19 protein-coding genes, 1 pseudogene and 1 riboswitch are annotated in these 24,381 nt (G+C 65.2%); of the genes and pseudogenes, 10 read left to right on the top strand and 10 right to left on the bottom strand.

Annotation, left to right across the window (positions count from 1 at the left end):
- Nucleotides 1-58: 58 nt before the first annotated feature.
- Nucleotides 59-1,699, bottom strand: coding sequence for an acyl-CoA synthetase (locus LB572_RS33935; RefSeq protein ID WP_224670863.1), 1,641 nt, complete (start codon nt 1,697-1,699; stop codon nt 59-61).
- Nucleotides 1,700-1,903: 204 nt separating this feature from the next.
- On the opposite strand from LB572_RS33935, the gene LB572_RS33930 reads away from it, so the two are divergent.
- The 3 genes from LB572_RS33930 to LB572_RS33920 all read left to right on the top strand — a co-directional run bounded on the left by LB572_RS33930 (nt 1,904) and on the right by LB572_RS33920 (nt 6,300).
- A complete protein-coding gene (locus LB572_RS33930; protein WP_224670862.1) occupies nt 1,904-2,869 on the top strand; it encodes a sugar-binding transcriptional regulator in 966 nt (321 codons plus the stop codon).
- An 87-nt stretch (nt 2,870-2,956) separates the two neighbouring features.
- Nucleotides 2,957-5,011: a bifunctional aldolase/short-chain dehydrogenase gene (locus tag LB572_RS33925; RefSeq protein ID WP_224670861.1), complete on the top strand. Its 2,055-nt coding sequence runs from the start codon at nt 2,957-2,959 to the stop codon at nt 5,009-5,011.
- A gap of 224 nt (nt 5,012-5,235) precedes the next feature.
- The gene (locus LB572_RS33920; RefSeq protein WP_224670860.1) at nt 5,236-6,300 is read left to right on the top strand and encodes a D-alanine--D-alanine ligase family protein; all 1,065 of its coding nucleotides are present in this window, start codon (nt 5,236-5,238) and stop codon (nt 6,298-6,300) included.
- Nucleotides 6,301-6,313: 13 nt separating this feature from the next.
- On the opposite strand, the gene LB572_RS33915 is transcribed toward LB572_RS33920, so the two are convergent.
- Nucleotides 6,314-7,819: a winged helix-turn-helix domain-containing tetratricopeptide repeat protein gene (locus tag LB572_RS33915; RefSeq protein WP_224670859.1), complete on the bottom strand. Its 1,506-nt coding sequence runs from the start codon at nt 7,817-7,819 to the stop codon at nt 6,314-6,316.
- Nucleotides 7,820-7,953: 134 nt separating this feature from the next.
- Here LB572_RS33915 and LB572_RS33910 point away from each other — a divergent pair, with 134 nt between their 5' ends.
- Nucleotides 7,954-8,193 carry a DUF1127 domain-containing protein gene (locus LB572_RS33910; protein WP_224670858.1) on the top strand — a complete coding sequence of 80 codons (240 nt, stop codon included), beginning with the start codon at nt 7,954-7,956 and terminating at the stop codon, nt 8,191-8,193.
- Between the two features lie 70 nt (nt 8,194-8,263).
- On the opposite strand, the gene LB572_RS33905 is transcribed toward LB572_RS33910, so the two are convergent.
- The 3 genes from LB572_RS33905 to LB572_RS33895 all read right to left on the bottom strand — a co-directional run bounded on the left by LB572_RS33905 (nt 8,264) and on the right by LB572_RS33895 (nt 12,034).
- On the bottom strand, nt 8,264-9,316 hold the full coding sequence (locus tag LB572_RS33905) for a substrate-binding domain-containing protein (RefSeq protein ID WP_140705080.1): 1,053 nt from the start codon (nt 9,314-9,316) through the stop codon (nt 8,264-8,266).
- Between the two features lie 39 nt (nt 9,317-9,355).
- Nucleotides 9,356-10,351, bottom strand: coding sequence for an ABC transporter permease (locus LB572_RS33900; RefSeq protein WP_140809419.1), 996 nt, complete (start codon nt 10,349-10,351; stop codon nt 9,356-9,358).
- A 171-nt stretch (nt 10,352-10,522) separates the two neighbouring features.
- Nucleotides 10,523-12,034, bottom strand: coding sequence for a sugar ABC transporter ATP-binding protein (locus LB572_RS33895; protein ID WP_224670857.1), 1,512 nt, complete (start codon nt 12,032-12,034; stop codon nt 10,523-10,525).
- 137 nt (nt 12,035-12,171) lie between these two features.
- Between LB572_RS33895 and mtnK the strand changes: the two genes are divergently transcribed.
- The 6 genes from mtnK (at nt 12,172) to LB572_RS33865 (ending at nt 17,902) form a co-directional block, all read left to right on the top strand.
- Nucleotides 12,172-13,440 carry an S-methyl-5-thioribose kinase gene (gene mtnK / locus LB572_RS33890; RefSeq protein WP_224670856.1) on the top strand — a complete coding sequence of 423 codons (1,269 nt, stop codon included), beginning with the start codon at nt 12,172-12,174 and terminating at the stop codon, nt 13,438-13,440.
- Nucleotides 13,437-14,531 (top strand): S-methyl-5-thioribose-1-phosphate isomerase, encoded by a 1,095-nt coding sequence (gene mtnA / locus LB572_RS33885; protein ID WP_224670855.1) that lies wholly within the window; start codon nt 13,437-13,439, stop codon nt 14,529-14,531. The genes mtnK and mtnA overlap by 4 nt, the downstream gene beginning before the upstream one ends.
- Before the next feature lie 321 nt (nt 14,532-14,852).
- A riboswitch (FMN riboswitch) is annotated at nt 14,853-14,999 on the top strand.
- A 79-nt stretch (nt 15,000-15,078) separates the two neighbouring features.
- Nucleotides 15,079-15,546, top strand: coding sequence for a 6,7-dimethyl-8-ribityllumazine synthase (locus LB572_RS33880; protein ID WP_224670854.1), 468 nt, complete (start codon nt 15,079-15,081; stop codon nt 15,544-15,546).
- A gap of 163 nt (nt 15,547-15,709) precedes the next feature.
- Nucleotides 15,710-16,774 carry a class II fructose-bisphosphate aldolase gene (gene fba / locus LB572_RS33875; RefSeq protein WP_140805012.1) on the top strand — a complete coding sequence of 355 codons (1,065 nt, stop codon included), beginning with the start codon at nt 15,710-15,712 and terminating at the stop codon, nt 16,772-16,774.
- Nucleotides 16,775-16,907: 133 nt separating this feature from the next.
- Nucleotides 16,908-17,066, top strand: coding sequence for a peptide ABC transporter permease (locus LB572_RS33870; RefSeq protein ID WP_140805014.1), 159 nt, complete (start codon nt 16,908-16,910; stop codon nt 17,064-17,066).
- 134 nt (nt 17,067-17,200) lie between these two features.
- A complete protein-coding gene (locus LB572_RS33865; protein ID WP_224670853.1) occupies nt 17,201-17,902 on the top strand; it encodes an MgtC/SapB family protein in 702 nt (233 codons plus the stop codon).
- A gap of 15 nt (nt 17,903-17,917) precedes the next feature.
- Here the strand turns inward: LB572_RS33865 and LB572_RS33860 are convergent, their stop codons facing one another.
- The 5 genes and pseudogenes from LB572_RS33860 to LB572_RS33840 form a co-directional block, all read right to left on the bottom strand.
- Nucleotides 17,918-19,153 carry a VWA domain-containing protein gene (locus LB572_RS33860; protein ID WP_224670852.1) on the bottom strand — a complete coding sequence of 412 codons (1,236 nt, stop codon included), beginning with the start codon at nt 19,151-19,153 and terminating at the stop codon, nt 17,918-17,920.
- Entirely contained in the window at nt 19,146-21,404 is a 2,259-nt protein-coding gene (locus LB572_RS33855; RefSeq protein ID WP_224670851.1) for a DUF5682 family protein, read from the bottom strand. Before LB572_RS33855 ends, LB572_RS33860 begins: the two co-directional genes overlap by 8 nt.
- Before the next feature lie 3 nt (nt 21,405-21,407).
- Nucleotides 21,408-22,487: an ATP-binding protein gene (locus tag LB572_RS33850; protein WP_224670850.1), complete on the bottom strand. Its 1,080-nt coding sequence runs from the start codon at nt 22,485-22,487 to the stop codon at nt 21,408-21,410.
- Nucleotides 22,488-22,506: 19 nt separating this feature from the next.
- Nucleotides 22,507-23,943 carry a DUF5691 domain-containing protein gene (locus tag LB572_RS33845; RefSeq protein WP_224670849.1) on the bottom strand — a complete coding sequence of 479 codons (1,437 nt, stop codon included), beginning with the start codon at nt 23,941-23,943 and terminating at the stop codon, nt 22,507-22,509.
- Nucleotides 23,940-24,381: pseudogene (locus tag LB572_RS33840) on the bottom strand (SWIM zinc finger family protein); the annotation flags it as partial. The pseudogene LB572_RS33840 and the gene LB572_RS33845, both read right to left, overlap by 4 nt.

Below are 24,381 nucleotides of genomic sequence, written 5' to 3'. Positions count from 1 at the left end.
GGAGATGGCCGGCAGGCCAGAGGGGGGTGGGCGGGAACTCGGCCTCCCCGTTTGAGGCTCACACCCCCTTCGCCATTTCCCTCAACCTGAACTTCTGGATCTTCCCCGTCGAGGTCTTCGGGATTTCCGCAAACACCACCGCCTTCGGCACCTTGAAGCGCGCGAGCAGCCCTCGGCAATGCTCGATAATCTCGGCCTCGGTCGCGCTCTTGCTGGGCTTCAGCTCGACATAGGCGACCGGCACCTCGCCCCATTTCTCGTCGGCGCGGGCAACCACGCCGCAGGAGGCGACCGAAGGATGCTTGTAGAGCGCGTCCTCGACCTCGATGGAAGAGATGTTCTCGCCGCCCGATATGATGATGTCCTTGGAGCGGTCCTTGAGCTGGATGTAGCCATCGGGATGCATGACGCCGAGATCGCCGGAATGGAACCAGCCGCCGGCGAAGGCTTCGTCGGTGGCCTTCCTGTTCTTCAGATAGCCCTTCATGACGATGTTGCCGCGGAACATGACCTCGCCGATGGACGCGCCATCGGCGGGCGTCTCGACCATCGTCTGAGGGTCCATCACCGTCAGCCCTTCGAGCGCGGCATAGCGCACGCCCTGGCGCGCTTTCTTCGCGGTCCTCGGTCCCTTCTCCAGCGCGTCCCACTCATTGTGCCATTCGTTGACGACGGCCGGGCCGTAGGTCTCGGTCAGGCCGTAGAGATGGGTGACGGCGAAGCCGGCGTCGGCCATTCCGGAAAGCACCGCTTCCGGCGGCGGGGCGGCCGCGGTGTTGAAGGTGACGGTCTGCGGGAACGCACGTTTGTCTTCGTCCCTGGCGTTGATCAGCACCGACATGACGATCGGCGCGCCGCAAAGATGGGTGACGCCATGGTCGGCGATCGCGTCATATATCGGCTTTGCCCGCACCCAGCGCAGGCAGACATGGGTGCCGGCCTGCACGGCGAGCGTCCAGGGGAAGCACCAGCCATTGCAGTGGAACATCGGTAGCGTCCAGAGATAGACCGCGTGCTTGGCCATGCCGGCATGGATGGTGTTGGCGTAGGCCATCAGCGCCGCGCCGCGATGATGGTAGACGACGCCCTTCGGATTGCCCGTCGTGCCGGAAGTGTAGTTGAGCGAGATGGCGTCCCACTCGTCATCGGGCATCGACCAGGCGAAACCCTCGTCACCGCCGGCGATGAACTCCTCATAATCCGTCGAGCCGATGCGCTCGCCCTTCGGATAGGGCGCATCGGCGGCGTAGTCCGGATCGTCATAGTCGATGACCAATGGCTTCGCCTTGGCCAATGCCAGCGCCTCCCTCACGACGCCCGAGAATTCGCGGTCGACGATCAGCACCTTCGTATCGGCATGGTCGAGCTGGAAGGCAATGACGGCGGCGTCGAGCCGGGTGTTGAGCGAATGCAGCACCGCCTTGGTCATCGGCACACCGAAATGCGCTTCCAGCATCGGCGGCGTGTTGGAAAGCATCACCGTCACCGTGTCGCCCTTGCCGATGCCCCGCTTCGACAGAGCGGAGGCGAGCTTCAGCGAGCGGCGCCAGAAATCGCGGTAGGTGATGCGCTGGTTGCCATGGATGATGGCGACATGGTCGGGATAGGTCTTGGCCGCCCGCTCGAGATAGGTAAGCGGCGTCAGCGGCTGGTGATTGGCGGCGTTCCTGTCGAGATCCTGTTCGTAGGGATTGGCCATCCCGTTCTCCCCGATGTTCTTTTCGAGCTTTCTAACCTTAGGCCCGCCGTCACGCTATCCCCCTCCCGTGGCTGAAAATGCTATGCTGCGCCGGTTTGGTGGAATGACGATCCGGATTGAGCCGCGCCGCGAGGCGATCAAGGCTCCGGCATGCAAATTTGACTTTTGTCGAGAGCCGTGACTAATGTCAGCCGAGGAGGCGGCATGGCGATCAGACCGGCAGAACAGCTCATCCACAAGGCCGCCTGGCTTTATTATGCGCATGGCCTTCGCCAGGACGAGGTGGCGAGCCAGCTCAACATTTCCCGCGCCTCGGTCGCCATGTATCTGCGCAAGGCGCGCGAGACGGGCATCGTCAACATCTCCACCTCGACGCAGCTTTTCACCGACGATGTCATGGCGCGCAGGCTGGAAGACGCCTTCGATCTCGGCGCCGTCTGGATCGCGCCGGAGAACGCCTATCTCGCCGATCCCTCGACCGACATCGCGGTGCTGGCAGCGAGCGTCTTTCTCGAACTGGTGAAGAAAGGCGACCGTATCGGCGTCGCCTGGGGCCGCACCGTCTACACCATCGCCGACATCATGTCCTATGCCGACCTGCAGGACGTCACCGTAGTGCAGCTCTGCGGCAATCTCGGCGCGCCCTATTCCTACCGGCCCGACCAGTGCACGATGGAGATCGCGCGGCGGCTGAACGCCAAGGGCCTCAATTTCTACGCACCGCTGGTGCTGTCGACGGAAGACCTGGCGCAAGGCCTGCGCGCCGAGCCGGTGATCCGCGACCAGCTTGCCGGCATCGCCGACTGCGATCTCGCGCTCTACTCCGTCGGCGCGGTCGACGCCGACAGCCATCTGGTGAAATGCGGCGCGCTGTCGGCGGGCGAGATGGAAGCGCTGCGCAGCCAAGGTGCCGCCGGCGTCATCGCCGGGCAGATCATCGATGCCAAGGGCGAGGTGCTCGACTGCAGCTACAACCGGCGCGTCATCTCCGCAGAGCTTGCCTCGCTGCGCGCGATCGAGAAGCGGCTGATGGTCGTCCAGGAAGACACCAAGTTCGAGCCGCTGCTTGCGGCCATCGCCGGCGGGCTCTGCACGCATCTGGTGGTCGGCGCGCATATGGCCGAGCGCCTGCTCCAGCACGCCGGCGCGGTAAGCAAAAAGGTCTCGTAGCAAAACATCCTCGCCGCTTCTGTCATCAAGGCGTCGCGGCTTCCTATTCATGAGCTAGCAAAAGAAGACGGAATCGGACGGAACGACATGAAGAACCTTTGGAATGACGCCGACGCGGAAAAGATGGTTGCCGACTATGCCAAGAAGGGCGTCGGCCGCGACCTTGCGCTGCGCGTCTACACAACCCGCCTGCTCGGCGGCGAGCCGCGGCTGGTGCTGCATGGCGGCGGCAACACATCCTGCAAGACCAAGGCCACCGATCTGGTCGGCGACGAATGGGACGTGCTCTGCGTCAAGGGCAGCGGCTGGGACATGGCCGTCATCGAGCCGCAAGGCCTGCCGGCGGTGAAGATGGGAGCGCTGCTCAAGGCGCGCGGACTGGATACGCTCGCCGACGAGGACATGGTGGCGCTGCAGCGCTCGAACCTCATCGACCCCGCCTCCCCCAACCCGTCGGTGGAAACGCTGCTGCACGCCTTCCTGCCGCACCGTTTCGTCGACCACACGCATTCCACCGCGATCCTCGCCATCGTCGACCAGGAAGACAGCAAGCCGCTGATCGAGACCGTGTTCGGCGACAAGATGGGTTACGTGCCCTACATCAAGCCGGGCTTCGACCTCGCCAAGGTGGCGGCCGAAGTCTTCGACGCCGACCGACAAGTCGAAGGCCTGATCCTCGACAAGCACGGCATCTTCACCTTCGGCGACGATGCCAAGCAGGCCTATGACCGCATGATCCACTATGTGAACATGGCCGAAGACTATGTCGCCAAAAACGGCAAGCCGCAGGCCGCCAAGGCGGCGCTGCCGGCAAAGCTCGCCAAGCCCGGCGACATCGCGCCGACCCTGCGCGGCGCGGTCGCCGTGGCGCGCGGCGAAGGCCGTTTCGACCGCATGATCAGCGACTTCCGCACCTCGGACGCGATCGTCGATTTCATCAATTCCGCCAAGATCGCCGACTATGCCGGCCGCGGCGTGTCGACGCCCGATCTGTCGATCCGCATCAAGACCGGACCGATGGCGGTACCGGCGCCCGACGCCGACAAGCTCGGCGACTACAAGGGCGTGGTCCGCAACCATGTCGAGGCTTTCGTCAGGGACTACACCGCCTATTTCGAGACCAATGACGCGCTGGACGACGTCAAACGCACCATGCTCGACCCGATGCCGCGCCTGACGCTGGTGCCGGGGCTGGGCATGTTCGGCCATGGCCGCACGCTGAAGGACGCGAAGATCGCCTCGGATGTCGGCGAGATGTGGATCGAGGCGGTGCGCGGCGCCGAAGCCGTCGGCAATTTCCATCCGCTCTCCAAGGCCGACCTCTTCCCGCTCGAATACTGGTCGCTGGAACAGGCCAAGCTCGCCTCCAACAAGCCGAAGCCGCTGACCGGCCAGGTGGTGCTGATCACCGGCGGCGCCGGCGCCATCGGTGCCGCGACGGCAAAACTGTTCGCCGCCAACGGCGCGCATGCGGTAATCGTCGATCTCGATCCGGCCAAGGCGGCGGACGCGGCGAAGGCCGCCGGCAACAACTCGATCGGCGTCGGCGCCGACATCACCAACCCCGCGGAAATGCGCGCCGCCTTCGACAAGGCGGTCGCCGTCTATGGCGGCGTCGATATTCTGGTCTCGAATGCTGGCGCTGCCTGGGAAGGCCGCATCGGCGAGCTGGACGACGCCGCGCTGCGCAAGAGCTTCGAGCTCAATTTCTTCGCCCACCAGTCGGCGGCGCAGAACGCGGTGCGCATCATACTGGAACAGGGCACCGGCGGCGTGCTCCTCTTCAACACCTCGAAGCAGGCGATCAATCCCGGCCCGAAATTCGGCGCCTATGGCATCCCGAAGGCGGCGACGCTGTTCCTGTCGCGCCAGTACGCCTTGGACTATGGCGCCTATGGCATCCGCTCCAATGCGGTGAACGCCGACCGCATCCGCTCCGGCCTGCTGACCGACGCGATGATCGCCAGCCGCTCGGGCGCGCGTGGCGTGTCGGAGAAGGAATACATGTCCGGCAATCTGCTCGGGCAGGAAGTGACGGCCGACGACGTCGCGCAGGCCTTCCTGCACCAGGCGCTGGCCGAACGCACCACGGCGGACGTGACCACGGTCGACGGCGGCAACATCGCTGCGGCGCTGCGCTGACGACCTGAAGACAGGACCCTGAGGCGGTTCATCGTCTCGCGAAACGACGAACCGCTCTTCGTCTTGACACGGTTCCGGACGGAAGCCTTTCGCGCTTCTGCTGAAAAACTGCTTCAACCGGTCAAAGTCCCACTCCAATCCTTCGGTTACTACTCCGACCGCTGAAGGGGGATGTCTGGTGTTTCGCGTACGAACTCCAACCCCGATCATTGGTGGAGTTGTCGATGCCCGCAGAAAAACTTCGTATCGGTGTGCTGTTCGGCGGTCGATCCGCCGAGCACGAGGTGTCGCTGCTTTCGGCGGCCAATGTCATGGCCGCGCTGGATCCGGCGAAATACGACGCCGTGCCGATCTTCGTCACCCGCGAAGGGCAATGGCTGCTGAGCCGCTTCGAAGACGGCGCGCTGGCGACGCCCTCCGGCGGCACCGAGATCTGCCTGTTGCCGGGCGGGCATGGGCGGATGCTGGCGATTCCTGCCGGCGGCGCGCCGTACGCGCTTCCCACCATCGATATTCTGTTTCCGGTGCTGCACGGGCTGCATGGCGAGGATGGCGCGGTGCAGGGACTGGCCGAAGTGGCTCGCGTGCCGCTCGGCGGCTGCGGCATACTGGGCTCCGCCACAGCGCTCGACAAAGACATCGCCAAGCGGCTGCTGAAGGCGGCAGGGGTGCCTGTCGCGCGCTCGGTGACGATCGATGAGGGTGCGGCGCCTTCGCTTGCCGAACTAGAAGAGCAACTCGGCCTGCCGCTGTTCGTCAAGCCGGCGCGGCAAGGCTCGTCGGTCGGTGTGGCAAAGGTCAATGGCAGCCAGGAATTCGATCGCGCGCTGTCGGAAGCGTTCCAGCACGACAGCAAGCTCCTGGCGGAGGAATTCGTTCGCGGCCGCGAGATCGAGTACAGCGTGCTGGAGAGCCCCACGGGCGAGCTCTTCGTCTCGCGTCCAGGCGAGATCGTGCCCGCGGAAAGCCATGGCTTCTACAATTATAGCGCCAAGTATATCGACGAGAATGGCGCAGCCCTGATCGTGCCGGCGGACCTGCCGCCGGAGGTCGAGGACGCCATGCGCGACATGGCGGCAAGGGCGTTCCGGGCGCTTGGCTGCGACGGCATGGCCCGCGTCGATTTCTTCCTGTTGCCGGACATGAGTTTCCTGATCAACGAGCTCAACACCATTCCCGGCTTTACCAACATCAGCATGTACGCCAAGGCGATGGCGGCCAGCGGCGTCAGCTACCCGGAGGTCATCGATCGTCTGGTGGCGCATGGGTTGGCGCGCGCCGGCAGCTGAGGTACCGCCGGCCTCACCCCGGCAGGCCCGCCTTGCGGAAGCCGTCGACGAAATGCATGAGTGTCGCATCATCGCGGAACGGCTCCGTGTCGACCCAGCGCTGCGTGGAGAAATGCGGATTGCCGACGAGGAACAGCGCGACCTCGGTGCGCGCCTCGTCGAGGCGGCCGAGCTGAGCAAGGGCTGCCGCCAGGAACCGTCGTGAGCTGGTGCGATAGGTTTCATCGCGGCGCAGCGTCTCGACGGCGGCTTCGTAGTCGCCGGCCGCATACTGCGCCTGGCCGAGCGTCAGATAATACCAACTCGGCGGAAACGGGTTCAGCCGGAACGCCTTGCGGATGTGTTCGAGGCTCAAGTCTACCTGCCCGGCCAGCACCTCGATGTCGGACAACGTCGCCCAGATGTCGGCCTCGTTCGGGTCGAGCTCGATCGCCTTGGCGAACTCCGCCTCGGACTGCTTGAAATCGCGTTCATAAGCAAGAAGGTTCGCCAGTACCCAGCGGCAACCGGCATCGTTGGGGTCGATCGCCACGGCCTTGCGCGCCAGCTCCAGGGAGATGCCGCGGGCGGGCTCGAACGGCTCGCCCCAATGCACCCAGCCCATCCAGTGGTTCATCGCAAGCCAGCGATGGGCTTCGGCGTAGTCGGGATCGAGCGAAATTGCGCGTGTCAGCATCAAATGCGCTTCGCGCGCCATCTGCGGCGACTCGTCGAACATTTTGCGCGCCCGCACGACGAGATCATAGGCTTCGAGGTTCTTCGGCCGGTTGCGCTGAGGCATCGCGCGCAGCCGCCCGAGCAACGCTTCCACGATCTTGGCTGTCGCCTCGTCCTGAACGGCGAAGATATCTTCGAGGCCGCGATCGAAACGCTCCGCCCAGAGATGCTCGCCGCTCAGCGCATCGACCAGCTGCGCGTTGATGCGCACACGCCCGGCGGCGCGCCTGGCGCTGCCCTCCAACAGATAGCGCACGCCGAGCTCGCCGGCGATGGCGCGCACGTCCATCGCCTTGCCCTTATAGGCAAAGACCGAGTTGCGGGCGATGACGAAGAGGCCGGGTATCCGGGAGAGATCGGTGATCAGGTCTTCGGTCAGGCCGTCGGCAAAGGAGTCCTGCTCGGGATCGTTGCTCAGATTGACGAAGGGCAGCACGGCGATCGACGGCTTGTCGGGCAGCGGCAAGGGCTTGCGCGTGGCGTCGGGTTGTTCGACGGTACCGGTGAAGCGATAGCCGACGCGCGGCACCGTCGCGATCCACTCACCGCCACCGGTTGCTGGACCGAGCAGCTTCCTGAGCTGCGCGATCTGGACGGTGAGGTTGCCTTCCTCGACCGCGGTGCCCGGCCAGGCGGCGTCCATCAGTTCGGCCTTGGCAAGGATTTCGCCCGGACGCGCAACGAGCGCTTCCAGCAGCTTCAGCCCGCGATGACCGGCGGCAACGGGAACATCGCCCCGAAGCAGCGTTCCTGCGCCAGGATCAAGCACGAACGGTCCAAAGGCAAAGCGCGATCCCTGCATGCGGCGATCTATAGCCGATTTGGAAGTTTTGAGAACTATTTGGGAGGGCTTAATTACGCCGCCGGCCGCCTGCGGCACACTGCAATCTCAATCAGATCACGGGTTTTCAAACCCTCTGCTGCATGGAGGTCGCCATGAACGATATTCTTGCGCCTAGCACACCTTTGGCGGCGTGCCCGGCTGAGATCAAGGGCCGCCGGCGCTACAGCCTCGCGGCCCTGCGCAGCCTCATCGCCGAGCGTCGCAAGCAGGCCTATTTCCGCTTCGAGCTCAAACGCATGGCGACGGACAATCCGCACCTGATCGACGACATCGGCCTGACGAGAAAAGAGGTCGAGGCGGAGATCGCGAAGCTGCCCTTCTGGCAGCGATGAGGCCGCAACGTCCCTTGGAAAGACAGAGAGCGGCCCATTGGACCGCTCTCTTCATTTGCGACCTTGAACCTTACTTGGCGTTCGGGTTCGGCATCCAGGCCGGCATCGCGACATCGGCATGGGCGAACTGCGGCAGCTTGGCCGACAGGTCTTCCATGTTCTTGATGTCCTTGTCGATCAGCTCCTTCTGGGTGATAAGCGTCGGCGGCACGATGACGTTGTGGCCGGGATCCTCGCCGGCAAGCAGTTGCGCCAGCGCGCGCACCGAGACCTGGCCGACGACGGCCGGGTTGGTGGCGGCGGTGGCAGCCCAGGCACTGTCGGGCTCACGCATCGCGGCGATATCCGAGGTCGAGATGTCGGCCGAGTAGATCTTGATGCCCTTGTTCAGGCCGGCCTCGTCGACAGCGATCTTCACGCCCTTGGCGAACTCGTCATAGGGCGCGAACATCACCTTGATGTCGGGATGCGCCTGCAGCACCGAGCGCGCCTGGTTGGCGACCGAATTGGCGATCGGGTTGTCGAGCGTGCCGAACTGCGCGACCTCGCTGATGCCCGAATATTTCTTCTTCACGTCCACCCAGGTCTCGTTGCGGCGGTCGAGCGGGGCGATGCCGGCGACGTAGACATAGCCGGCCTTCCAGCTCTCGCCATTGTCCTTGACCGCCTGCTCGAGCGCGAGCTTGGCGAGATCCTTGTCCGACTGCTCGATCTGCGGGATCTTCGGGTTTTCGACATTGACGTCGAAGGCGACGACCTTGATGCCGGCGTCGACCGCGCGCTGGGCGGCGTCCTTCATCGATTCCGTCAGGCCGTGCTGGATGATGATGCCCTGCACGCCGAGCGCGATGGCCTGGTCGACCATGTCGGCCTGGAGCGCCGCATCCTGGCGGCTGTCCAGCACGCGCAGGTCGACGCCGAGCGCCTTTGCCTGCGCCTCGACGCCCGAGAGATAGGCCTGGAAGAAGTCACCGGTCGACAGATACCGCACCAGCGCGATCTTGACGCCGGGCTTGTCGAACGGCGCCGGCTTGTCCGCCGCCAATGCCGTGCCCTGCATCAGCAGCGCCGCGCCGGCGAGGCCGAGTGCCGCCTTCCCCAAAAGTCTTCTTGTGATGCTCACTTCGTTTTCCTCCGTTTTGTCTCAATGCCCCGGTCGAAACTATCTCTTGCCCCTGCCGGAAAGGGCGAAGGTGAAGACAAGGGCGACGACAAGCACCGCGCCCTTGACGAAATCCTGCGTGTAGTAAGGGGCGTTCATCATCGTCAGGCCTTGCAGCAGGACGCCGACGAACACCGCGCCGACGGCCGTGCCGAAGGCGTTCGGCTTGGCGGCGCCGAGCACCGCGTAGCCGATGAGCGCTGCGGCGACAGCGTCGAGCAACAGATTATTACCCGAGGCGATGTCGCCGCGTCCAAGCCGGGCGGCGAGCAAAATCCCGCCGATCGAGGCAAAAACTCCCGAAATGACATAGGCCCAGATTTTGTATGCCTTGACAGGCGCGCCGGCGAGTTCCGCGGCGCGTTCATTGCTGCCGACGGCATACATCATGCGGCCGAAGCGGGTGTATTCGAGGAAGAACCAGATCAGCACCGCGAGCACGACCAGCACCACCACCGAGACCGGGATCAGGTTCGGGATGAAGAAGTCGATGCGGTGGCGGCCGAGCGCCAGGAAGGCTTCCGAGAACTTGCCGTTGGCGACCGAGCCGTCGGGCATGGTCATGCCGGTGGCGATCGAGCGGCCTTCGGTCGGGATGCGCTGCAGGCCAAGCAGCAGGAACATCATGCCGAGCGTGGCCAGCAGGTCGGGCACGCGCATATAGACGATCAGCCAGCCATTGATCAGGCCGACGATGACGCCGATGACCAAGCAGGCGATGACGGCGACGATCGCATTCTGCTCCAGCACCACCATGGCGTAGGACGCCGCCATCATGGCGCTGGTGGCGACCGAGCCGATCGAGAGATCGAAACCGCCGACGACCAGCGTCGCGGTGACGCCGAGCGCCAGCACGCCGGTGATAGCCACCGACTGGAAGATGAAGACGGCGCTTTGCGGCGACGCGAAACCGTCGGCGGCGATCGCGAAATAGGCGATCAGCCCGACCAGCAAGACAATGAAGCCGTAGCGGATGGCGTAGTCGCGCAGCATCACTCAGCGCCCTGCCGCGCGGCATTCAAACTCAAACGCATTCCCAGTTCACTCCCTGCAATTCTTAAGCGCGTCGCACCGAAACGGATTCGCGCGACGCGCTTTAAGTCTTCGTTTTGATGCATGTCGTTTTCCCAAAACCGCTGCGCACTTTTGGGCGACATGCATCAGACCTCACGCCGCGCTATGAAGTGGCCCGCCGGCCACTTCCGCCAGCAGCCGGTCGAGGTCGATGTCGGCGTTGCGGTGCTCGCCGACGATCGTGTGTTCCGACATCACCAGGATGCGGTCGGCGGTCTCCAGCGCCTCGTCGATCTCGGTGACGAAGATCAGCGTCGCGCGACCGTCGGCGCTGGCCCTCAGCTTGGCGGCGATGTCGCGGCGCGCCGAAATGTCGACGCCCTGGAACGGCTCGTCGAGGATGAACAGCCGCAAAGCCTGCGCCATCCAGCGCGCTACCATCACCTTCTGCTGATTGCCGCCGGACAGCGCCGATAATTCGTCCTTCTCGGAGCGGCAGACGATGCCGAGCTCATCGATCTGGCGGCGCGCGACGGCGCGCTCGGCGCGCTTCTTCATGACGCCGAGGCCCGACATGCGCTTGAGGAAAGGCAGGCTGATGTTGCGCTCGATGTTGAAGCCGCCAACGATGCCGCTTGCGGCGCGGTCCTTGGCGACCAGGAAGACGCCGGTTGCGATCGCCTCGCGCGCCGAGCCCGGCGCGTAGGGCTTGCCGTCCATATGCATGGTGCCGGCGAGCGGCCGGCGCACGCCGAACAGCGTTTCCGCCAAAGCGGTCTTGCCGACGCCGACCAGGCCGGTGATCGCTACCACTTCGCCAGCGCCGAGCGTCATCGAGATCGATTTCGCGCCATGCGCGATCCGCAGGCCTTCTGCCGTGAAGACAGCACGCGCCGAGCTTCTGGCAACGACCCGGTCGAGGTGGATCTTGCGGCCGAGCATGGCGTTGACGGCACCTTCATAGTCGAGCGGCTTCTGGTCGAAGACGCCCGAGACGACGCCGTCGCGCATCGACACGATGCGGTCGGCGAGCCGCCTTATGTCCGACATGCGGTGCGAGATATAGAGGATGGCGACGCCCTGCCCGCGCAACCGGTCGATCAGCGAAAACAGCCGGTCAGCCTCGGCGCTCGACAGCGAGGAGGTCGGCTCGTCGAGGATAAGGACCTTGGGCTGATGCGCCATGGCCCGCGCGATGGCCACCATCTGCCGATCCGCCAACGATAGATCGCTGACGCGCGCCTTGAGGTCGATGGCGAGCCCCATGCGATCGGCGACGGCCCTGGCTTCGGCGCGGACATTGGCAGGCCTGAACAGCAACGACGCGCCCTTGCCGCTCAGCCGGTCGAGCGTCAGATTGGTGGCGACATCGAGATCGGCGACCACGCCGTCATTGATGTTCTGATGCACGGTGACGACGCCGGCGCGGATGGCTTCGGCGGGGGTCTGCGGATCGAAGGCCCTGCCGGCGAGCCGCATCGTGCCGGCACCGCGTTCGTAGACGCCGCTGACGATCTTGACCAGGGTGGATTTGCCGGCGCCGTTGGCGCCCATCAGCACAGTCACCTCGCCCGCAAAGAGGTCGAGCGAGATGCCGCCAAGCACCTCGTTCTGGCCGAAGGATTTCTTCAGGCCCTCCACATGGAACACGGCATCTGCGCCCATCCGTTCCTCCCGGATCGTGACGCTATGGGCTCATTCGGCAATTGTCAACACGATTGACATTTGCCAGAGCGCTTCCTAGCTTGGCCCCGCCGCCGTGGCTCCGCTATCGTCGGAAACCACGCGCAGGAGGGGAGAGCATGACCGGGAAGTTCGAAGCATTGTCGGTGGAAACGCTGCCGAACCGCCTTGGCGGGACCGCGGCGCTGACCGGGCACATCGGCAAGGACGCCAGCCGCTGGAAGGTACAGGAGGTCGGCGACGGCAATCTCAACCTCGTCTTCATTGTCGAGGGCGACCAGGGTGCGGCGGTGGTCAAGCAGGCGCTGCCCTATGTGCGGCTGGTCGGCGACAGCTGGCCGCTGCCGCTGAAGCGCTCCTTCTTCGAATATCATGCGCTGACCAAGCAGGAGGCACGCGCGCCCGGCTCGGTGCCGTCGATCTACCATTTCGACGAGACCCAGGCGCTGATCGTCATGGAATATCTGGCGCCGCCGCACATCATCCTCAGACGCGCGCTGATCGACGGTCGCGAACTGCCGAACATCGCGCGCGACATCGGCCTGTTCATGGCCCGCACGCTATTCCGCGGTTCCGATCTGTCGATGGTGGCAAAGGATCGCAAGGCCGATCTGGCGCTGTTCGCCGACAATGTCGAGCTCTGCGACATCACCGAGAATCTGGTGTTCTCCGACCCCTATTTCGACGCCAAGATGAACCGGCACACCTCGCCGCAACTCGACGGCCTGGTGGCGGAGCTGCGCGCCGACCGCGACCTCAAGGTCGAGGCGCAGCGGCTGAAGCACCTGTTCGCCGCCAATGCCGAGACGCTGCTGCATGGCGACCTACATTCGGGCTCGATCATGGTCACCGACACCGAGACAAGGATGATCGATCCGGAATTCGCCTTCTACGGGCCGATCGCCTTCGACGTCGGCATGCTGCTCGCCAATTTCTGGATGGCCTTCTTCTCGCAGCGCGGCCATGAGCAGAAAGCCAGCCGGGACTCGATGCGCGCCTATCTGCTCGGTGTCACGGCCGAGACATGGGCCACCTTCCGCGCCGAGTTCGCGCATCTGTGGCGGACCGAGCGCACCGGTATGCTCTACCAGAAGAGCCTGTTCGAGGATCAGGGCGACCTGCTCGGCTCCGAACAGGCGCTCGACCACATGCTGCATTCGATCTGGACCGACCTGCTCGGCTTTGCCGGTATCGAGGTGCACCGGCGCATCCTCGGCCTCGCCCACAATGCCGATTTCGAGACCATTGCCGATCAAGACCTGCGCGCCACATGTGAGGCCAAGGCTTTGCGCTTCGGCCGCCACATCGCCGTCAATCGGCGCCAGATCCACGGCATCGACGAGGTCAACAATCTCGCCGCGCTGATCGAACAGGAGAAGAGCCTTTGAACGTCGGCGAACGCCACTACCGCACCATCTGGCTCAGCGACGACAGGCAGTCGGTCGAGATCATCGATCAGCGCTGGCTGCCGCACGAGTTCCGCGTCGAGACGATCGGAACGGTCGCCGGCATCGCCACCGCGATCCGCGACATGTGGGTGCGCGGCGCGCCGCTGATCGGCGTCACCGCCGCCTATGGCGTCGCCATCCAGATGAAGGACGATCCGTCGAACGAAGCGCTCGACGCGGTGTGGGAAAGGCTTCATAAGACGCGGCCGACGGCGATCAATCTGCGCTGGGCGCTGGACGAAATGCGGCGCTTCCTCAAGCCGCTGGCGCCCGAAGAGCGCGCCGAAGCGGCCTACAAGCGGGCCGCCGAGATCGCCGACGAGGACGTGGGCCTGAACCGCGCCATCGGCGAGAACGGGCTTGCCATCATCAAGGAAATCGCGGCGAAGAAGAAGCCGGGCGAGACGGTCAACATCCTGACCCATTGCAATGCCGGCTGGTTGGCGACGGTCGACTACGGCACCGCCACCGCGCCGATCTACCTGGCGACCGAGGCGGGTATTCCCGTCCATGTCTATGTCGACGAGACCAGGCCGCGCAACCAGGGCGCTCAACTGACCGCCTGGGAGATGGCCGGGCACGGCGTGCCGCACACGCTGATCGTCGACAATGCCGGCGGCCATCTGATGCAGCATGGCGACATCGACATGGTGATCGTCGGCACCGACCGCACCACCGCCAATGGCGACGTCTGCAACAAGATCGGCACCTATCTGAAAGCGCTCGCCGCCGCCGACAACGACGTGCCCTTCTATGTCGCGCTGCCCTCGCCCACCATCGACTGGACAGTTGCCGACGGGCTTGCCGAAATCCCGATCGAGGAGCGCTCCGGCGACGAGGTTTCGCTGGTGTGGGGCAAGACGGCGGACGGCAGAATAGCGCAGGTGCGGGTCTCGCCGGATGCCACGCCGGCGGCCAACCCGGCATTCGATGTGACACCGGCGCGGCTGGTGACCGGGCTTATCACCGAGCGCGGCGTGGCCAAGGCTTCGCGCGAGGGGCTGAAGGCAATGTTCCCGGAACGGGGTTAGCCCATCTCCCCCTCGAGGGGGAGATGTCCGGCAGGACAGGGTGCGCTGTCCCGCCGGCCTAACAGCGCTTGGGTTCCTCGCCCCGCCAAAGGCGGGGAGAGGTGGCCGCGAAGCGGACGGAGAGGGGCCTTCGTAGGGCGCTCCCCTCTCCGTCTCGGCTGCCGAGCCACCTCTCCCCACATCCGTGGGGCGAGGAACTTTGATCCTGCGGCGCCGCGATCCTTCACGCCCCCTCTGCCCTGCCGGGCATCTCCCCCCTCGTGGGGAGATCGGCTAATCGCCAATTGACAGCGCCTGCCGCCCCCTCCATACCTTCCGCGTTAATGTTCTCAGGGCGGGGTGAAAGTCCCCACCGGCGGTAAGGGGTTCGCCCCAAGCCCGCGAGCGCTTTCCAGCCTATCGGAAAGGTCAGCAGATCCGGTGTGATTCCGGGGCCGACGGTTAGAGTCCGGATGAAAGAGAACGATCGTAAAGGACGGTTCCGCTCGCGCGGGCCGCATTTTGCGTCGTGCGTCCTGATTCTGGTTCGAAACCGAAGGATGGACCCATGAATCAGCATTCCCCAAAAGACTATGAAACTCGCCGCATCGCCGTCATTCGCGCGCGCTGGCACGCCGATATCGTCGACCAATGCGTGCAAGCCTTCGAAGCGGAACTGGCCGCGCTCGACGGCTTCGAGGTCGAGGTCTTCGACGTGCCGGGAGCCTACGAAATCCCGCTGCACGCCAAGACCTTGGCCGCGACCGGACGCTATGCCGCGATCCTCGGTACCGCCTTTGTCGTCAATGGCGGCATCTATCGCCACGACTTCGTGGCGAGCGCCGTCATCGACGGGATGATGAACGTGCAGCTTGCAACCGGCGTGCCGGTGCTGTCGGCCGTGCTGACGCCGCACAATTTTCACGATAGCGCCGAGCACCATCGCTTCTTCCACGAGCATTTCACCGTGAAGGGCAAGGAGGCGGCGAAGGCCTGCGTCGAGATCCTCGCCGCGCGTGCGCGGATCGCCGCTTAGGGTCCAACTGAGGCCGGATTTCAGCCACTGCAACAAGAATTGCGGCCGAAAAGGCTTCAAAAGGTTGCGGTGGGTGCGAAATCCGGCCAGAAGCAACGGGGCCGCCCGACGCCCGGGCGGCCTTTTCAAACACGGGCTCGAACCAGATACGGGAGACTATTCGTTGGCTCGCATCACACTGAGACAATTGCTCGACCATGCCGCCGAACACGGCTATGGCGTGCCTGCCTTCAACATGAACAATATGGAACAGGGCCTCGCCATCATGGAGGCGGCCGAGGAGACCAAGTCGCCGGTCATCCTGCAGGCCAGCCGCGGCGCGCGCGCCTATGCCAATGACGTGGTGCTGGCTAAGCTGATCGACGCGCTGGTCGAGATCCATCCCGACATCCCGGTCTGCATGCATCTCGACCACGGCAACAATGAAGCGACCTGCGTCACCGCGATCCAGTACGGCTTCACCTCGGTGATGATGGACGGCTCGCTGAAGGAAGATGGCAAGTCGCCGGCCGACTATGCCTATAATTCCGGCATCACGCGCCGCGTCGTCGACATGGCGCATTGGGGCGGTGTCTCGGTAGAAGGCGAGATCGGCGTGCTGGGCTCGCTGGAAAGCGGCGGCGGCGAGCAGGAGGACGGCCACGGCGTCGAAGGCGCGATCAGCCATGACCAGCTTTTGACAAACCCCGAACAGGCTGTGCAGTTCGTCAAGGACACGCATGTCGATGCCCTGGCGGTCGCCATGGGCACCAGCCACGGCGCCTATAAGTTCTCGCGCAAGCCGGACGGCGCGGTGCTGGCGATGAACGTGATCGAGGAGATCCACCGCCGCCTGCCCAACATGCATCTCGTCATGCATGGGTCGTCCTCCGTGCCGGAGGAGCTGCAGGAGATCATCAACAAATATGGCGGCCAGATGAAGCCGACCTGGGGTGTGCCGGTGGAAGAGATCCAGCGCGGCATCAAGCATGGCGTGCGCAAGATCAACATCGACACCGACAACCGCATGGCGCTGACCGGCGCCATCCGCAAGGTGTTGACCGAAAACCCGTCGGAGTTCGATCCGCGCAAATATCTGACGCCTGCCATGGCGGCGATGCGGAAGCTCTGCAAGCAGCGCTTCGAGGAGTTCGGCACCGCCGGCAACGCCCAGAAGATCAAGCCGCTGCCGGTTTCGGAGATGGCCAGGCGCTACAAATCGGGCAGCCTCGACCCGAAATTCGGCTGACGCGAATATCTCCCGCGACCGGTTCAATCTCGGTCGCGGGCATTCGTCCTGCCGAAATACGGCGGAACTTCACACCGACAAATTGGTTCCTGCTCAGAGACCTTCCGGATCCGTCCAAAGGAAGGAGCAAATCATGAGCAAGGATCGCGATAGCGAAGGACCGGTCTTTTCCGGCCAAGACGCGCGACAGGGCGAGATCATCCTGCGCACGCGTGCCCGCCGCATCATTTTCATCGCCGGGCTGGTCGGCATTGTGGTGCTGGCATTGGTGGTCAGCCTCGTCGCGCATTGAAGGCAGTGCGGATGTCCCGGGCATCGGTCAGGGAACCATTCCCGGCTCTGTCCGGTTGAACGTCGCAGATGAAATTGAGACGCGGTGACTTAGGCCGCCCTGTCTAAACGATGTTCGAGACGCTTTGTTGCGACATGCCGCTTCATCCGACCTGGCTCGACCTTGTCGGGCGGCTGTTGCTGACGGTGCTCGCCGGTTTCCTCATCGGCCTCAACCGCGAGGCGCGCGGCCATTCGGCCGGACTGCGCACGACAATTCTGGTCGGTCTTGCGGCCTGCGTGGCCATGGTCCAGGCCAACATGCTGCTCGATGTATCCGGCAAGGCGCCAGACTCCTTCGTGCGCATGGACGTAATGCGCTTCGCGCTCGGCGTGCTCACCGGCGTCGGCTTCATCGGCGGCGGCGCCATCCTGCGGCGCGGCGATCTCGTCACCGGCGTCACCACCGCCGCCACGATGTGGATCATGACGATGATTGGACTGGCCTTCGGCGGCGGCCAGTATGGCCTCGGCATGATCGCGACGGTACTGACAATGGTGACGCTGCAGGCGTTGAAATGGGTCGATCTGAAAATCCCGCGCGACCACAAAGCGATCCTGTCGGTCTCATGGCCGAAGAGTTCGCCGCCGGACCTTCAGGACATGGTGCGGCCGCTTGGCTACGATGCACGTTTCGTCGGTATGGAACACGATGCCGAACGCAGCCGCTTCGTTTTTTCCTTCATGGTTCAGTGGAAGCAGCCCGACGCGAACGCACCTTCGACGGACGTGTTGTCGCTGGTCGGCGAGCACTGCGAAGTCGAGCGCTTCGAGGTGATCGGCGAGAAGCCGTTCTGAGCGCGAGCGGCAGGTTTACTCGGCCGCGTTCGGCGTTTCGGCGTCCGCCCGGACGAGCTTGATGTCGGCTCCGGCCGCCCAGGCGCCGATGTCCTCGCGACGGAGTGCAGCCGCCATCATGTCCGGGAAATGATCGGGCGTGCAAGCAAAGACCGGAATGCCCAGCGCCGCGACGGACCCCGCCATCGACGGATCGTAGCCGGGACGCCCCTGGTCGGTGAGCGCCAGGAGCACGACGACATTGACGCCCGAGCGGACGAGGGCTGCCAGCCTTTGCAGAAGCGCCTTGCCGTTGCCGCCTTCGTAGAGATCGGTGATCAGCACGAAATGCGCCTTGGTCGGCCGCTCGATGCGTTCGGCGCAATAGGCGACCGCCTGGTTGATGTCGGTGCCGCCGCCGAGCTGGACGCCGAACAGCACCTCGACGGGGTCGCTGAGCTCTTCGGTCAGGTCGACGATCGCGGTGTCGAAGCAGACCAGCTTGGTCCGCACCACCGGCAGCGACGCCATCACGGCGGCGAAGATCGAGGCATAGATGACCGAGCTTGCCATCGAGCCGGACTGGTCGACGCAGAGCGTCACCTCGTCGAGGTCGGCCAGGCGGCGCTGGCGGCGCATGAAGCCGACCAGCTTTTCGGGCACCACGGTCTTGTGCTCCGGCTGGTAGTGGCGAAGGTTGGCCGTGATCGTTCGTGGCCAGTCGATGTCGCGTTGGCGCGGCCGGTTGGTGCGCCGCGACTTGTCGAGCGCGCCGCGGATCGCCTCGGCGGTCTTCTGCTCCAGGCGCTGCATCAGCTTGGCGACGATATCGGAAATGATGGACCTGGCGATGTCCTTGGTCTTGTCGGGCATCACCGAGCGCAGCGAGACGAGGTCGGCGACGAGATTGACGTCGGCCTCGATCGCCTTGAGGAATTCCGGCTCCATCAGCATCTGCTTCAGGTTCAGGCGCTCGAAGGCATCCTTCTGCACGACCTGGACGACCTGCTCTGGGAAAAACGACCGGATATCGCCCATCCATTGCGCGACGCGAGGCGCCGAGCGGCCCAGCCCACCGCGCCGCTTGCGCGGGTCACCGGCGGTGTCGCCGCTGCCATCGCCATAGAGCGCGTCGAGCGCCGTCGACAGGCGCCGGTCCTCGGCCGACAGCGCCGATGATGTCTCGTCGTCGGCGCCGATCGCCAGCCGCCAGCGGCGCTCCCTGTTGTCTCCGGTCGGATCGAGCTCCGGCCCGGTGGCTTCATCAACCATGGCTGGCCTCCCCCGCGAGCAACTTGCCGAGAAGAGCGAAATGCCTGCGCCATGCCTCACCGCCGTCAGGCGCGGGCGTGAGCCCGGCGGGCAGGCTCGCTCTCTTGCCGAGCACGGCCTCGATCAGCCGCCGGCGCTCCATGCTGTCGAGATTGGAGAAGACGCGGCGCAGCAGCGGCAGGTGCGCCACGAAAGCCTCCTCGTCGAGCGATGCCAGCCAGGCATCGACGGCGCCACGCAAACCCTCGTCGTAGATCAGCCGCTGGCCGGCGCCGCTGAAAAAACCTTCGAAGAAGGCGGCCGCATCGATCACGGGCGTTCCCGGCGACAGGCGCTTTGCCAAGAGGTCGGCGGTCTCATCCGCTGAGAGCCGGCCTGCCTCGTAGAGCAGATGCGCGGCGCAGCCGGCAACAAGCGCCGTGGACCGCGACGAATCGAGCACGGCCGCCAACCCATTGCGCCATGCCTCCACAACATGCTCGCCCGGCTCGACCAGCTTGATCGCCTCGTCGGTCTTGCGCATCGCTGCCATCAGCGCGGCGGCGGCCTGCGCGTCGAGATCGCGCGCCGCGTAAGGCAGAGCGATCGAACCCTCGATGATCAGCCGTTCCAGCAGGCCGGCGAGACGTTCAGTCTCGGTCTTGCGGGCTTCGCCGTAGCGGATGATGTCGGCCAGCGGCGGCACCGAGGCCAGCAGCTCCAGGCACTCGCTGCTGTGCGCCGCCTTTTCCTCGAGCGCCGCGAGGCCAGCGACGGATGCCTCGCTCAAGGCTGCCGTGATCGCACCTTGCACCAGCGTGGCCAAGGCATCGAGCGTCGTGGCGGCGCCTATCATCTGGATCAGCCGGCCATTGGCGGCCTTCTCGATGGTCGGGCCGTAGACCAGGTTCTCGACCAGGCGGACCGCATATTCCGGCTGCCAGGCCAGCATCCAGCGCTCGCGGAACGTGCCGCGGCTGCGTCCGACATCCGTCAGCCAGCCCCATGCTACGCCAAGCACGTTTAGCCGGTGCAGGAGCGTGGAGCGAAACAGCCCGCTCTCGCTGCGCAGGTCGACCGAAAGTTCCCGCTCCAGCGCCTCGGGCTTCAGCCGCGCGGCTTTCTGGTTGCGCTGCAAATCGTCGATCAGCGGCGCCAGCGGCGTGTCGGGCGGGATCTCGCCGACATCGGCGCCGAGCAGCAGTTCGGCCTCGACCATCCTCCACAGCAAGGCCTCGCCGTTGAAGAGCGCCGAGACCGAGGCATCGCGCAGTTCCTCGAAGCCCGGCTTCGGCCGTTCGCGGATGGCGGCGAGCGCCCGCGCAAGACGCTCCGCCTCGATCAGGGACGCGGTCGAGATCATGTGGCCCTTGGCGCGAAGCACCGAGGCGATGCGCGCCAGCCAGAGCACCGAGGCGTCGCCCTGCCCGCGCGTTTGCCACAGATGCTTGCACCATCCGGGCGCGACGACGCCGGCGCCGTAGCCGTAGCCCAGCGCCAGGCGCGGCCCGGTCCATGGCGCATAGGTCATCATGGTCTTGCGCCGGCCGATGCCCTTCAGGAGCGCCTGGTCGCTCTTTTGCGTGTGCGCCGCCTGCAAGGCCGGCACATGCCAGGCGCCGCAGACGACGGCCAGCGGGCCTTCGAATTCTTTCCGCGCGGCGGCGATCTCGAGCCGCATATGCGCCTCGCGCATCGCCTCGAATTTGCCGATCGCCCCCTCGCCGTCACGCAGCGTCGTCATCGCGTCGGCGATGGCCGCGAAGATCGGGCCGGGCTCCGGATTCTGCTCGATGATGTCCGACCACCAGCTCTCGCCGTCCTCATAGCCGGCTGCGCTCGCCAAAGTGCCGATCGGATCCTGGATGCGCGTCGGTTCTTCGCCCTGCTCTTGCGTGGGCTCTGCTTCGCCGGCATCGGTGTCGGTCGAACCTTCAGCCGTCTTCGCGGCAAGCCGCGCGGCCGACGGCAGGTCGATGAAGCGCAGCGCCGCCTTGTTGGCGACGGCCCATAACGCCGCCTGATATTCCGGCGAGAACTCGGCGAAGGGCCAGAAGCTGGTCGCGGCGGGATCGTCCTCCGGATAGCAGAGCAGCGCCACCGGCGGCTTCAGGTCGGGACTGGCGAGCAGCGGCAGCAACGGCGAGGCATCGACCGGCCCTTCGATCAGCACGGCGACCGGCTGCAATTCCTGCAACGCCTTGGCCAGGCTCTCGGCAGAGCCCGGCCCGTGATGGCGAATGCCGAAATAGCTGATGCCGCCTCCCGTCATAGCTCAGATCGCCGCGTTGAGCGCCGCGTAATAACCGGCATAGTCCGGCCGCTTCTTCAGCACCGTCTCCAGATATTCCTCCAGCACCACCTTGTCCTGGACAGGATCCTTGACGATCGCACCGACAAGGCTTGGCGCGAGCCCTTCGGCATGCAGCTTGCCGTCGTCGAACCATGCCGCCTGGCTTAGGCCGCTAACCATCGTGGCGATCGCCTCGGCGGTGGACAGCGAGCCCGACGGCGTCTTCAGCGTCACCTTGCCGTCAGCGGTCGAGCCGGAACGCAGCTCGCGGAAGATGGTCAGCACGCGGGCGATCTCCTCGCCGACATTCTTCGGCACCGGCAGGTCCAGCACGCCGGCCATCTCGCCGACGCGCCGGGAGACGATCGAGACTTCCTCCGCCATGTCGTCCGGCAAAGGCAGCACCACGACATTGAAGCGCCGCTTCAGCGCCGAGGAAAGTTCGTTGACGCCCTTGTCGCGGTTGTTGGCGGTGGCGATGATGTTGAAGCCGCGCTGGGCGTAGATCGAGGTGTTCAGCTCCGGCACCGGCATCATCTTTTCCGACAGCACGGTGATCAGCGTGTCCTGCACGTCGGAGCCCATGCGCGTCAGCTCTTCCAGGCGGCAGAGCTTGCCGTCCTGCATGGCGCGGTAGAGCGGCGTCGGCACCAGCGCCTCTTGGCTCGGGCCCTTTGCCAGGAGCTGGGCATAGTTCCAGCCATAGCGGATCTGGTTTTCGTCGGTGCCGGCGGTGCATTGCACGACCAGCGTCGAATTGCCCATGATGGCGCCGGCGAGATGTTCCGATACCCACGATTTCGCCGTTCCCGGGACGCCGAGCAGAAGCAGCGCGCGGTCGGTCGCGAGCGTGGCTACCGCCGTTTCCATCAATTGGCGGCGACCGACATATTTCGGCGAAATTATCGTGCCGTCGCTCACCTTGCCGCCCATCAGATAGGTCAGCACGGCCTTGGGCGACAGGCTCCAGCCGGCGGGCTTCTGGCGATCGTCGCCGCGCGCGAGCGCCTGAAGTTCGGCGGCATAGACCTGCTCGGCCGGGAGGCGGATGGCTGCGTTCATGCGATCTTCTCCGAATTGATCATTTGGTTGTGTTTCCGGCCAGCGCCGCGTTGAGGCGCAGCAGGCTGAGCGATGGCGATGCGGGCGGCAGACCGGCGGCGGCGACGTCGCCGATTAGTTTCTCCGCCGTCGCCGCCGTGGCGAGAAAACCTATGGCCTCGAGATACTGCTCGGCGCTTCGTTTCATGACGTCGTTGTCACCCGAGACGGCGGAGCGCAGCGCCGAAAGCGTCTTGCCGTTTGCGAGGTCGCCCCATTGCAGCCAGCCTGCCTCCGCGCCTTCGACCAAGCTGAGCGCGTGCAGATTCTGCGCGTCATTCAAGATCTGCCTGATCAGGAGACGCTTCCTGCCGCTGTCCAAACGCAACATGAGCTGGAGGACGAGAAGCGTCAGCTTGCCGCCTTCGGCGACGAGCAGATCCGCCAAACAGGCCACCGCCGCATCGCTGCCGGACACCGAGACCATTAGAACGAGAAAACGATCGGCATTGTCATCGACGCCGAACTGCCATGCGCCGATGAAATCAGGCTCTGTCTTGCCGAAGCGCGCGACGAGATCGCCGAAGTAGCAGGAAGCGAACAAGTCGGCGCGACGGGCCTGTTGCGCGGGCGACTTGAGTTTTATCGGTGCGTAGGTGGTACGGCGGCGAAGGAAGCCGGATTTGCCTTTCTCGATGAGAGCGGCCAACTCACCTGTCGGATCCTCCGCGCCGCCATCTGTTGGGTAGCTACGCTCCCCCAGCCTGGCCAGCAGCCGGCCAGCCATTTCTCGCACCTTGCCTGAGCGATCGGAAGATAGGCTTTTCAGGAACGGCACGTCGTCGGCGCCCAGGCCGAAGCGCATGAGTTCGATGAGCGCAAGCCTGACCTCCGCAGACTCGCTTGCCCCCTTGGTCTCGATCAACGTGCGGGCCAAGGCAGGCACAGCGCGCCGCAAATCGACCAAAGCAATGCGGCGCGCTGCGGGGTAGAAATCATCCCAGGTTTCCGCCGTCAGATGCTCGCGTCGGGAGTGCTTTTCGCCATCCGCGCCCGCCTGCCAGTCGACCCAGGGAGCATAGACCTCCGGGGCAGCCTGGTCGGATGCGGCGGGCATCCAGTCCATCGGATGGGTGACGAAGCCGCGGCTGGCGACGAGCGTGGCCACCCGGGTCTTGAGCCTCGCATCGGCTGCATATTTCAGCGCGGCCCGCAGCGGCGGTCGCAGCCGTTCAGGGAGCATCGGCAGGGCCAGCACCGGCAGCGGCAGGCGCCGCTTCAACGTTTTCGGCGCCGCGGGGCGAAGCGCGACATCGAGCGCCTGCGCTGCGATGGCCAACAGCCGCCGCTCCTGTTCGTCGGGACTGGAAGCCGCGGCGACCTCCTTCCACTCGACGGGGGCAAGCTCGAAAGCGGCGCCGCCCGAAATCCAGCCGTCGCGCAACCTCGCGAGCCCTGCCTGATCGAGCTCGTTCATGACAGATCGAGCCTCCCCATATTGCTCTGCGACGCCAGAAGCTCGATCCTGGCGCCGTTCCAGAGCGCAGCCGTCGCCGTGAGATCCAGGCCGAGCAAGGTCGGGTCGACGGAGCCGGCGACAGGCAGGGCAATGCCATGCGGATCGTTCACCGCCTGCCACCAGGTACCGTCCTTCTCGTCCTGCGCGATCGCGCCGGCCGGCAGAATGATCGGGCAATCCGAGAGCCATGGCGCGCCATCCTGGAAGGCGGCGTAGGCGGCCAGCGGATCGCCAGCGGCATCCGGGGCGAAAGAAGGCCAACTGCCCGGCGCCACATCACCCAACCGTTCCGCGACCAGCGCCCGCAGCGGATGGCGCGACGGATAGAACACCAGCCTCGCCTTGAAGCGGTCGCCCGGCGCGAAGGCGCCGGCCCCCCCGCCCGCGGGGGGGGGG

This window comes from Mesorhizobium sp. BH1-1-5, assembly GCF_020165615.1.
Classification (GTDB): Bacteria; Pseudomonadota; Alphaproteobacteria; order Rhizobiales; family Rhizobiaceae; genus Mesorhizobium.
This window is presented reverse-complemented; position numbering and strand designations above follow the sequence as displayed.